The 11751-nt window shown below is 45.3% G+C and carries 11 protein-coding genes; 1 reads left to right on the top strand and 10 read right to left on the bottom strand.

The window, feature by feature from the left end; translation table 11 throughout:
• Positions 1-29: 29 nt before the first annotated feature.
• The 4 genes from QNI24_RS04390 to QNI24_RS04375 all read right to left on the bottom strand — a co-directional run bounded on the left by QNI24_RS04390 (position 30) and on the right by QNI24_RS04375 (position 3406).
• Entirely contained in the window at positions 30-329 is a 300-nt protein-coding gene (locus QNI24_RS04390) for a hypothetical protein (protein WP_267175070.1), read from the bottom strand.
• 105 nt (positions 330-434) lie between these two features.
• The gene (locus QNI24_RS04385) at positions 435-1565 is read right to left on the bottom strand and encodes an FG-GAP repeat domain-containing protein (RefSeq protein ID WP_267175069.1); all 1131 of its coding nucleotides are present in this window, start codon (positions 1563-1565) and stop codon (positions 435-437) included.
• Between the two features lie 601 nt (positions 1566-2166).
• Positions 2167-2994, bottom strand: coding sequence for a hypothetical protein (locus QNI24_RS04380; RefSeq protein WP_267175068.1), 828 nt, complete (start codon positions 2992-2994; stop codon positions 2167-2169).
• 97 nt (positions 2995-3091) lie between these two features.
• Positions 3092-3406, bottom strand: a complete 315-nt coding sequence (locus tag QNI24_RS04375) for a metalloregulator ArsR/SmtB family transcription factor (RefSeq protein WP_267175067.1) — start codon at positions 3404-3406, stop codon at positions 3092-3094.
• A 93-nt stretch (positions 3407-3499) separates the two neighbouring features.
• Here QNI24_RS04375 and QNI24_RS04370 point away from each other — a divergent pair, with 93 nt between their 5' ends.
• Complete coding sequence (locus tag QNI24_RS04370) at positions 3500-4399, top strand: acyl-CoA desaturase (protein ID WP_267175066.1); 900 nt, start codon at positions 3500-3502, stop codon at positions 4397-4399.
• A 16-nt stretch (positions 4400-4415) separates the two neighbouring features.
• On the opposite strand, the gene argH is transcribed toward QNI24_RS04370, so the two are convergent.
• From argH to QNI24_RS04340, 6 genes are read right to left on the bottom strand one after another with little or no spacing between them, the layout of a single operon-like run.
• A complete protein-coding gene (gene argH, locus QNI24_RS04365) occupies positions 4416-5768 on the bottom strand; it encodes an argininosuccinate lyase (RefSeq protein ID WP_267175065.1) in 1353 nt (450 codons plus the stop codon).
• Positions 5758-6762: an N-acetyl-gamma-glutamyl-phosphate reductase gene (argC, locus tag QNI24_RS04360; protein ID WP_267175064.1), complete on the bottom strand. Its 1005-nt coding sequence runs from the start codon at positions 6760-6762 to the stop codon at positions 5758-5760. The genes argH and argC overlap by 11 nt, the downstream gene beginning before the upstream one ends.
• Positions 6755-8107: an acetylglutamate kinase gene (locus QNI24_RS04355; RefSeq protein WP_267175063.1), complete on the bottom strand. Its 1353-nt coding sequence runs from the start codon at positions 8105-8107 to the stop codon at positions 6755-6757. The genes argC and QNI24_RS04355 overlap by 8 nt, the downstream gene beginning before the upstream one ends.
• A gap of 2 nt (positions 8108-8109) precedes the next feature.
• Positions 8110-9228: an acetylornithine deacetylase gene (locus QNI24_RS04350; RefSeq protein WP_267175062.1), complete on the bottom strand. Its 1119-nt coding sequence runs from the start codon at positions 9226-9228 to the stop codon at positions 8110-8112.
• Entirely contained in the window at positions 9225-10427 is a 1203-nt protein-coding gene (locus QNI24_RS04345; RefSeq protein WP_267175061.1) for an argininosuccinate synthase domain-containing protein, read from the bottom strand. The genes QNI24_RS04350 and QNI24_RS04345 overlap by 4 nt, the downstream gene beginning before the upstream one ends.
• Positions 10428-10437: 10 nt before the next feature.
• Entirely contained in the window at positions 10438-11469 is a 1032-nt protein-coding gene (locus tag QNI24_RS04340; RefSeq protein WP_267175060.1) for an N-acetylornithine carbamoyltransferase, read from the bottom strand.
• Between the last annotated feature and the right edge of the window lie 282 nt (positions 11470-11751).

Genomic DNA, 11751 nt, shown 5'->3' with positions numbered 1-11751 from the left:
CTTTACACATCTTACAGTGACTGTTTACCTCAATTTTTCCTATTGAGGTAAGTGGATAAACTCGAAGCTACAAACATCGCCAAAAACCATACAATGACCATTTTAATGTAGTAAGCGAATGATGTTTTGCTTGAAAAATAGAATTTGATCTTGTCGATGATGCCAACATCAGCAGTTTCATGCACCAGCACTTCCTCACCATTGATCTGCACCACACTGCTGCTTGATTCATACTCCGTTGGTGATGAATACATATCGACTGATAAAATAGGCAGCATCAAAGACAGCACCAAACTGACAACAAAACACCTGAGGTATTTTTTAAACATAAAATTCCTTTTTTGAAAAATAAACCATATCTTATCACTGAATGAACAATGGTGGGTTTGCAATAACGGGTCTGAAACTTTTAGCCTTTATGGATAATCAAAAATTCATTGACTGACAAAAACCACCGCCGATTGGCTGTCTCCATCGGCGATGATAAAATCGCTCTTTCCATCTTCGTTCAAATCTGCCAAAGCCACGGCCCATGGGTTGGCCAGCTTGGAGTGCTGGAAACGCAAGGTTTCCATTGAGCCATTGCCGCCCAGAACAACAAGCATTTCACCGGACCAATTGCTGATCAGGGCATCCTTGATGCCATCACCATTGATATCACCTGTCGCAATTTGTTTGGCGCCCGAACTGGCCTTTATTTCCTTCTGGCTACTTTCAATGAAATTGCCTTTGCCATCACCAGGAATCAAAGTAATCGTACTGCCGTTGTTCGCCACCAGCAGATCCAAGGCACCATCGCCAGTCATGTCAGCCAGTGCAACAGCAAAGGGCGCTTCAGACTGAGCCATTTGACTCAAAGCAAAAGACATGTCATTTGAACCATTATTGATGGCGATGCCAATATCTCGCTGGTTGGGGGTGAGTAAATCCAAGTTGCCATCGCCATTGATGTCATTGACTGCAAAGCCACGGTAGGGATCACCGCCCATGTTGATGGTTTTCCCTGGTGTCAGGAAGGTGCCATCACCTTGACCTTTTAGAACCAACAGTCCCAGGTGCGTGCGGTTATCAACAATCAAGTCCACCTTATTGTCACCATCAAGGTCTTTGAGCTGAACCTCATGCGGATGGGGATCGATAGCTAGGTTCAATCGTGATTCAGTTGTTTGTTTGAAATCGCCTTTACCATTACCATAAAGGAAGGTCACATAGGATGTTTCGTGGTTGGCAATGGCCACATCAACATGCCCAACTCCATTCACATCCGCCACAGCCAAGCCAGTGGGATTCTCACCAACAGGGTAACGCCCCACTTCACTGAGGTTGCCCTTTCCGTTACCTTGAAAAACAATCATGTTGTTATCTGCATAATTGGCGATGAGGACATCCAAATGACCATCTGCATTGAAATCACAAACCACCATCGCAGGCTGACCTGCCCCAACTTCAACATTGGTGGCAGCATAAATCATCTCACCAACCACAACAGTTTCGGCCGAACCAACACTGCTTAAGGCGCTCAATAGACAAAAACACAGACAGCACTCAATTTTATTTTGACTCATAAACCCTCTTTAAATTAATTACAAATTCAAATGACTTGATTGTATGTATTAGTCCTGTCTTTTGTTGATTGGTTCATTCAATGGCTGGAGATAAATCGTTGGGCACAGGTCAAAAATGTTGAGACCATTGATTACGAACCGCTTTGAGGTGATTAAATCTAATAAAGACAGAGCCTAACCACCGTCGTTCCAGACGAGCCGGTAGGCAAGGCAATGTAAATATTGCGATTTGGGCAAAGCCCATGAAGCGGTATTGGAATGCCGTTAAGCCGTGAAATCAGGAATCCAGGCTCTTGATATATCAGGTACCAGCCGACTGAGCCTGTCGAAGTCTCACAAAAAGTCTGAAAGCACAATCAGTGAACTGAACACACTTCGACAAGCTCAGCTCGTAGGATGGGCTCTGCCCATCAAGAAATAATTACAACCTTTCAATGATGTAAGATTACACAACTCAATATAACAAAGAATATCCTTTAATTTATTGATTTCTATCTAGCCCTTTTGATGGGCAGAGCCCATCCTACGTGGCTTCAGCATTTTTATTATCCTCTATGCATTACCAGGCTGGAGTTTGGGAACGAGATCAAATAAAAGTCTCTTAAGTCAGTGATTTTCTTTTTTTATATGAACTTCCCAACCACTTATAAGGTTCTAAGTAAATTACATTTTGGTGGCCACCTATTTCAGTTTTACTTCGGTGAACAAGTCCTAACATTGCTAAGGTGTTATGAAAAAAAGTCAAAAAAATTGCTTTTTCATCTTTTTGAAAAACACCATACCTATAAAATATTTGATCACTTAAATCTTTATTGTTCCGCTTCAGTTCTGGAAATTCATTTATATATGAATCAATTTCTTCCGGAATAGCTCCAGCATCAATTTGTAAGTTAGAAAAACAAAAAAATTCAATTCCTCCCTCAATCGGTAAAATACTTTTGGTATGCTTATAATATAGAGCAAGAAACATTTTTCTACCAAACTCGTTAAGGGCTTCAGATACAATTGGACCATTCACTTTCAAAAGTGGCATTTGCTTTGTTGTCAACTCTTCAAATTGATTGATTCCATACTTCTTTACTATATCCTTTTTCTCTCTAGCACTAGCCTTCATTTCTTCTAAAATTCCAGGATAATTTCGTTCTAACGAATCAAACCGCTTTTTCATTTTAAAATGACTTTCTCTAGAGCTTGTATGGGGACTTAACCTTGATATTACAGCGACAATGTTCTCAGCATGTCTTGAATTTCTATTACATTTAACACAAGCTGGAAATTCATACCCCTCTGGCCATTGTCTATCCAGAAATAAAGAGCGTGCAGGTATATGATCAATCTCATCAGAAACATTAACCCCTCCACAGAAGCAGCATTTGGGATGTTTTCGAAGAAACTCAATTTTTAATTTTTTTCTACTTTTCGCGCTCATACGAGTGAAGATAAAATGCTGAGTGGTTCTTTGGAGGCCCTTGTATTCATAATATTAAGTTTTTATAACCGTAACTAATAACTAACCATAATTATTATTAATCAGTTTTTTTATTCTTTTTAATTTCCGCACTCTCTAGCTTCAACGGCCTTCCCTGCGGACAGAAATTAACCAAAAAGTCATTCATGTTGGCAAACAGGTTTTCTTTGACTAATGAGTAATGCACATACTGACCTTTTTTTTCTCCTTGGATCAATCCGGCATTCATTAAAATACTAAGGTGCTTAGACAAGGCAGGCTTAGACATTTCGAACCGCTCAGAAATTTCACCCGCCGTTAAATCAGTTTTTGATAAGTAAGCCAGTATTTTTCTTCTGACTGAAGAAGATAATGCTTGAAAAGTGTCATTCATTGGATATAATTAACCTATTAGTTAAATACTTAATTAATTAAATAACTTGTATTTTATACCATAGAAAAACTTACATCAAGGATGGAAGAAAACATGAAATATGAAAACCAGAGCATTCAATCCAATCACAACTCAAGTGCATTTGAAGGTTCAGTCAAGTGGTCTCCCTTAAAGTCAATTTGGGTTTCATTTTTTTACCTCTCTGCCATAATCGGTGGGTACATGACATTTAGTATTGATGCATTTCTGGTTTTCCTTATATTCACAGCCACCACTTTGTGTTTGGGGCACTCACTGGGAATGCATCGGCGGCTGATACATCAAAGCTATGATTGCCCTATGTGGCTGGAATATTTCTTCGTTCATCTCGGCGTGTTGGTTGGATTAGCAGGACCCAAAGGCATGCTTCATACTCATGACACCCGTGATTGGGCTCAAAGACAAAAGGCATGTCATGGATTTTTTGGTCATAAACAGTCTCTGGCAAAAGATTGGTATTGGCAATTACATTGTGACTTTAAGTTCAAAAACCCGCCTGTTTTTAAACCACCTGAATCGTTTGCCAACGACAAAGTCTATGCTTGGATGGAGAAAACCTGGATGTGGCAACAGGTTCCTTGGGCATTGCTATTGTTTTATTTTGGCGGTATCTCTTGGGTAATTTGGGGCATCAATGTCAGGGTGGCTGTATCAGTCACAGGCCATTGGCTGATCGGTTATTATGCGCATAACAAAGGTAAGCAACATTGGCATGTTGAAGACGCAGCAGTGCAAGGTCACAACATCCAGTTCGCATCCTTAATTACCATGGGCGAAAGTCACCACAACAACCACCATGCCTACCCCAATTCAGCAAAGTTCTCTTTGTACCCAGGAGAATGGGACCCTGGCTGGTGGATGTTGTTGGTTTTAGAAAAAGTGGGACTGGCTCATAATTTCAAGACACCAAAAAACCTACCGGAACGAAAAGAGTTGGTTTGTGTTGATGATTGATTGAATCAAGCTAAGCTCAAACCAACCCCTCCAATCGCACCCTTAAAAAGTTCAAACCCAAATTAGCCGCACCACCCAACGAAACCCTTTGGTCAATAGATTGTTCGGCGGTGATGATGAGTTCATCGTCTTGCTTGGAATCGAGGTAGGCATCGCGGAAGGATTGGCCTTGTTTTACTTTTTCAAGGGCTTGATCCGTGGCCATCATTTCGCTGGTTATCGCATCCTTCATCTGGTCTTTTTTGAAGGTTAAGGCTTGCAACAGCTCAGGCAGCAGTGCCAAGGTGGCTTGGGTCTTTTGCATGCCTTTGATCAGCGGTTCTTTGCTCAATTGCAGGTCGCGTTGGTAGCCGCTGGGTAGGGACAGCAGTGATTGGATCTGCTGCACAGCACCATCGACCACTGACAGGCTGGCGCGCAGCAGTTCGACCACATCAGGGTTGTTTTTGTTCGGCATGATGGATGAGCCGGTTGTGTGGCTTGATCCCATTTGGATAAAATCAAATTCACTGGTCATGAACAAACTCAAATCCCAAGCAAAACGGCGCACATCCAACAGCAGGTAGGACAAGGCATGTAAACAGATCAGTTCGTATTTTCCGCGCGAGTTCTGCGCGCTGACGGGATTAATCTGCACACGAGAGAGGCCCATGGCTGCGGCCGTCTCGGCCCGGGGCAGTTGTAATGGCACACCAAAACCCGCGGCGGTCCCCAAAGGCGATGCATCTAACAAGTGCATCACACTGTTGAGGTGTTGCACATCATCCATCAGGCTTTCAGCAAAACCCAACAACCAAACGGCCACGGTATTGGGCATGGCGCGTTGCAGGTGGGTGTAACCCGGCATCATGGTGTCTTGGTGACCTTCGGCCAACTCAATCAGCACCTCTATAGCATCGATGCCAAGCTGTTTTACCACTGCCATTTGATCCTGCATATACAAACGCAGACAAGTCAGCACCTGGTCATTTCGTGAGCGGCCGGTGTGGGCTTTTTTACCCACTTCGCCGAGCTTTTGCGTGAGATAAAACTCAATCGCTGAATGGCCGTCTTCAAAGCGCTCATCCAGGCTGAACGTACCTTGTTCGAACGCTGTTTTTAACTCATCCAAAGCATCAATAAACGCTGCATATTCGCTTTCACTGATGATGCCAATTTGGGCCAACCCCTGCAGGTGGGCTTGGGTGCCTTGGATGTCGTAGACGAACAATGCTTGATCGAGAACCACATCCTCGCCGGCCAGGTAGGCCATCACACCAGGTGCCAGTTTTTGAGCACCCTCTGCGGCCCAAAGCACGTCATTTTTGTGGTGCGTCTTGGTGTGTTCTTTGTTCTGTTTGGTGTTCAAATCGTTTGAGTTATTTGGCATGGTAAATTCCTGTTAATGGTTCACAGCCAAACGCAGCGGCGCAGGCTAAATTCATGTTTTGGGTGGCTTGGGTGGCGGCACCCTTGAGCAGGTTATCCAATGCCACGTTGAGCACAAAATGTTCAGGCTCAGTTTCAGACACCGCAAAACCACCAATCAGCAGGTGGTGATGGTTAGCCACTTGTTGTATCTCAGCCGGCACTGTTTGTACCTGAATCAGTGGCAGTTGTTGGTAATACTGTTCAAACAAGTGCTGCAGCTCAGTAGCCGATAATTTAATATTTAACTTGCCAGAGAGGGTCAAATGAATGCCCCTGAAGTGAGACGCCACATGCGGCATAAACCGCAAATTATGCTGCAACACATGCGCCACTTCTTTTTCATGGGTGTGCCCGGTGGGTTTATAAGCCAACAGGTTATCAGCCAACCGCGCTGGGTCATTTTTATCGGATGGCGAAGTACCAGCACCGCTGTAACCGGAAACACCAAAGGCAGTGGGCACATCCACGCTGGCATCCGCCAGGTATGGCAGCAGCGGTCGCAAGCCCAACTGCATACCGGTGGCATAGCAGCCTGGATTAGCAATAAGCCGGGCGCTGCTTAAATCGCTGGCATGGGTTTCTGGCTGACCATAAGTCCATGCAGTATCGAAACGGTAATCGGCACTGAGATCGATGATCACGGTGTCAGCAGCCATGCTTTGCCACAGCGCATCGTGCTGCTTGGCCAAGCCATCAGGCAATGCCAAAAACAACACGTCCAAAGCCAATTGCGGCAGCTGGGCAAAATCGCCCACTTCGTAGGTCAAGGTCTCATCAGAAAAACCAGCGACTTGATCACTGACTTTTTGGCCTTCATGGGCACGAGAATAAACCGCCACCAGTTCGACCAACGGGTGTGTATCCAGTATTTGAATCAACTCAACACCGACATAACCCCTGGCACCAAAAATAGCGGCTTTGATTTTTTTTGTTTGGGTGTTTGATTCAGGCATGTTTCACCCCCTGGGTATGATCAACAGCCTGTTGTTGCCAGCCAGAATCAGTCATAAAAGCGTGTTGCATACAACCCAAAGACTCAGTGGGCGTTAAGCCATATGAAAACCCCACCCAATCGCCTTGGGCCGACTTCATCGAAGCATCGGCTTGTTTAAAGTACCAAGCATTGATGCTGTTATCCACCCGAGAGCGCCAATATAGCTTAGGGTGATCAGTTTTAATCTGCTGCCACAAACTGGCTGCCAAACCCTCACCTTGCGCGGCTTGAGTCACCGCAAACTTATGCAAGTAAGCGTGACCATCATGGCCCACTGTCACCATCGCTGCAGCCCGACCCGACTCGGCCAGATAAATTTTCTTAATCTGCAGCTGGGCTAAAAACGCTGGTTTGAAGGTTCGACCAAAAGCATTTTGAAACACCTCTGTCAGCGCCGCTTCAAGTGCCGGGGTCAAAGCCGTACTTTCAGCAATTTGTTCACCCATGTTAATAAAAGTGCCAGCCCCTTTGTGGGTAAACAGCTCTCTGGCCAAGTTCTTACTCGAAGTGATTGAAACTGAATGACTGATTGCCATGGGCGCCAGCATGTCTTGGATTTGTTGCAGTTTTAATTTCATCCCTGAATGCAACCAATCCTGTTGGTTCAAGTGTTTGAAGTCATTATTCAATTGGATCGCGGAAATGATGTGGTTATTGCCATCTAAAATGCCTCCAGTCGGAGTCACGAAGATGATTTTATGCGGGTTGATTTTCCACACCAGTTCACGGGTGGCGACATCGGCGTTGATGTTAACCACTTGACCACTGGACGTTTCACCCAAACAGCTCAACACCGGAATTGCGCCGGTTTGTAAAGCTTGTCTGATCGGTGTGAGGTGAATTTTTTGCACCGCGCCCACCAAACCCAACTCAGCTTGATTCAGATAATCGCATTCAAACACGCCATGCACCACACCCGTGGCTCTGACTCCCTGCTCTTCCAAGGCGCTGACCAGTTGTTGATTGACTTGATACATGATCGGCCTGACCACTTGCATACAGGCTTCATCGGTGACCCTGAGGCCAGCTTTTTTTACCGTCTGGATACCTGCCTGTTTCAAGCCCTCATCCAGCTGCACACCGGCACCATGAATCACGATTGGATTCAAGCCCAGATTGGATAACAATGCCAAAGATTCAGCTAATGTCTGCAACTCATCGGCCAGAATACCACCGCCCACTTTAACCACCGCGAAGTTCATTTCATGCTGATTTTGATAACGATTTAAATAGTGTTTGGCTTCTTGAGAATTGGTCAACTGATTCAAAGCACTGTGAATGATTTTTTGATTCTCAGATTTCATTTTCACCCCAGCACCTCACTATAGATTTTATAACAGGTCATTAATTGTTCTTTGGCCACCCACTCATCGACGGTATGAGCCTGTTCAATATTACCTGGACCCAAGACCAATGCGGGCAAACCTGCTTGGGAAAATAAAGCCGCTTCGGTCCAAAAATCCACTGGCTTACTGATGCTTAAACCATGCTTTTGACAAAACAACGCAGCTTCTTGTTTGACACTCAGGTCTTCTGGTAAAGCAGGTGCCAGCATGGAACAATGCCAATCACCCGAATCACCCGCCAAGTGAATCAATGTTTCAAAGGCATCAGCCGAAGACTGCCCTGCAGGCACCCTGACACTGAAGCCCAACTGGCACTGTTCAGCAATCATGTTATTTTTCTCGCCGCCTTTGATGTAGCCCAGATTAAAACAAATACCTGCTGGGTTAGCTGCGGACTGCTTGCTGACGGCATAAGTCATGGCATGGTTCAACCAAGCATTGGCCTGATGAATGGCATTTCCCACCAAAGCTTTGACCGATGAGGAATGGCCACTGAGTCCAGTAAAGTCTCCATGCACCGACACATAACCGCGGTGTTCCAGTACCGCCAGACACTGTGTAGGCTCAGCCACCACGACTTGGTCGAATATAGAGATGTCATAACCATTGATAAACTCACTGACACAACAATTATTAGCACCTTCTTCATCAGTAGTAAACAACACCGCCATGTCGTTATCACAGGCTTCCGCCAAGGCCATCAAGCAAGCCGCGCCACCTTTGATGTCACAGACACCACGCCCATAAAAACGCTCATCAACCTCGGTTAATTCAAACGGATCATGCTGCCAACCTTCACTGACTGGCACGGTATCCAAATGCACATTGAACAGCACATTCGGCGTTCCCCTCAAGGCATAAAACACCACATGGCCATCAGTAAAATCGGCCAAGGTGACGGTGAACCCACATGCTTTAAAAAATCTTTCCAGCTCAACAAACAAGACATCTGAATGTTTAATTTTTCTTGGTGGGTTACACGTGTCTTGACCGACCAAGAATTTCAGGTGCTTTTTGATCGCTGCCATGGTCGAATCCTGCAGCGCAGCTGTTGACTTTGTCTTTGTTGCCTGTTTCATGATGCCCTCCTGATTTGGTTGACCAAGGTCGCGTTTTGACCGGTGAGTTTAATGAAGCCCAAAGCTTCAGCGGGTGACCAATCGCAGGATTGGGCATAAACCGATTCAGGGGATTGAATGATGTAAGGTGACTCAACTGCAGTGGCCAATAATGAACCACCTGAAGTGGCCAAGGTGACGGTGCCTGTGACGTGCGATTGTGAACTGGCCAGGTAGGCCTCTAAATCAGTTTTGTGCGGCTCATAGAAAAAGCCTTGATAGACCAATTCTGCCCAGCGTTCGGCCATTTGTGCCCTGAATTGATTCTGTAATTTCGAGTTCACCAAATCCTCCAGTGCTTTGTGGGCTTGCATCAAACCGTCAATGCCCGGACACTCAAACACGATGCGGCCTTTCAAGCCAATACTGACATCGCCGGTGTAGATGTGCCTACCAATGCCATAGGCCGCCAGCTGGTGGTTTAACTGCTGTAATAAGTCAGGCCCATTGATGGGGCTGCCATTAAGGTGGGTGGCAACACCGGCGGTGAAACCCAATTGTAATTGCAGCGGTTTATCAGGCCATTGGTCTTTGTTTTTGACCCAACACAAACTGTCATCAGTGGGCGCTTGAAACTGATCAATTTCACTGCCTGAAATGGTCACACCCAGCATGTTTTCATTGATTGAGTATTTTTGATGCTGAGATGACATTTCAAAACCGGCTTTATTAAGCGCTGCCAGTTCATAGTCACGGATGTTGCCATCGACTTCAGATTGTAATTCTCTGATTGGGGCAATCACCTGGTAGTCACCCAATGAGTGCACAGTCTGATCAAAACGGAACTGGTCGTTGCCCATGGCGGTACAACCGTGGGCAAAATACGGGGTGTTCAATTCATCACACAGCTGTAAACATAACTTGACGATGACATAGCGATCCGAACACAACAAGGGGTATTCGCCACGCATCTTGGCTTTTGAGTAAATCAATGGTTTGACAAATTCTTCCCATATGGCTTGTTGGGCGTTGATGCTGTGGTGTTGGTGCGCGCCCAATTCATTGGCACGTTGTTCGATATTTGCCACTTCCTCAGGCGACACACCACCGGCGTTGACAAATACGGTATGAACTTGGTGGCCATCTTGGGCCAATTGGTACAGGCAGAAACTGGTGTCTAGTCCACCTGAGAATGCCAAAACTATGGTTTTATTTTTCATGGTAAATTCCTTAATTATTTTGTGATGTTAGATTCATCACGTCTTGGTTCATCAAATTGAGCATCATGGCTTTTTGCACGTGCAAGCGGTTTTCAGCCTCTTCCAAGGCCACACAGTAATCAGCATCCATCACTTCATCAGTGGCTTTGACATTACGGCGCAACGGTAAACAATGACTGAATTTGGCATGGTTGGTCAGGGCCATCTTTTGACCATCAACAATGAAGTGCTGGTAGGCTTTGCGTTGTTTAAATTCAGCCGCAGGATCACCATAAAAAGGCAAAGCACCCCAGCTCTTGGCATAAACAAAGTCGGCACCGGCATAGGCTTGTTCAATGTCATGGGTGACTTCAAACTTTGCACCGTGGGCTTGACACTGCGCATGGGCAGCAGCCAAATAGCGCTGATCAAGCAAGTAATGTTCGTTGGGACACAGCAGCGTCACATCCATGCCAAATTTGCTGCTGATCAACAAGCCAGAGTTGGCCACTGCCGTGTTCAGTGGTTTCGGGTGATATGTCCAAGTCAGTAGAAATTTCTTTTTCTTGGGTGTTTTGAGGTGATTTTTAATGGTCATCATCAAAGCCAACTCTTGGCAGGGATGAACGATGGTTTCCATGTTGATCACCGGAACTGATGCATGCGCTGCCAAAGCCTTGATGGTTTGGTCTTGGCGGTCAAATGACCAATCTTGAAACGCTGGAAAGGCGCGGATACCAATCATATCGACATAGGATGAAAGCACCCCAGCCACCTCAATGATGTGTTCCTCAGCATCACCGTCCATAATCTGATGGGGTTCAAATTCAATGCCCCAAGCGTCTTTTCCCGGTTGTAACACGATGGCCATGCCGCCGAGTTGTTGCATGCCCAGTTCAAATGAGGTGCGGGTGCGCATGGATGGGTTAAGGAACAACAAAGCAATGGACTTACCTTGCAGGTGGTTTTGTAACGGATGCTGTTTGAGGTAGCCAGCCACATCCAAGATTTCATGCAAATCTTGTTGGCTCCAATCTTCGGTGGTTAAAAAATGCTTTATCATGTCTTTTCCTGTCTTGCGACATTTCAATAAAGCCAAAATCCCCGGGTATAAAAAAACCCGGCTCTTTGGCCGGGTTTTTAAAATTAGTTTTTTACTAAATCACACGCCTAACCAAAGAGCTCCATTTGTCTTAACGGACGGCGACGACGAACAACCACAGCATTGCTGCTTGGCAATGAGCTGTTATTTAAAAATAGGTTGTTGCTGTTATTTTTCATCTTATTTTTTATGTGATTTGATTGTAATGTAACACGCTTTTTTAAACATGCGCAAATACTTTTT

It is taken from the genome of Marinicella marina (assembly GCF_030065545.1).
Classification (GTDB): domain Bacteria; phylum Pseudomonadota; class Gammaproteobacteria; order Xanthomonadales; family Marinicellaceae; genus Marinicella; species Marinicella marina.
Note: the sequence above shows the minus strand (reverse complement) of the source record. Positions and strands in the feature narration are given on the sequence as shown.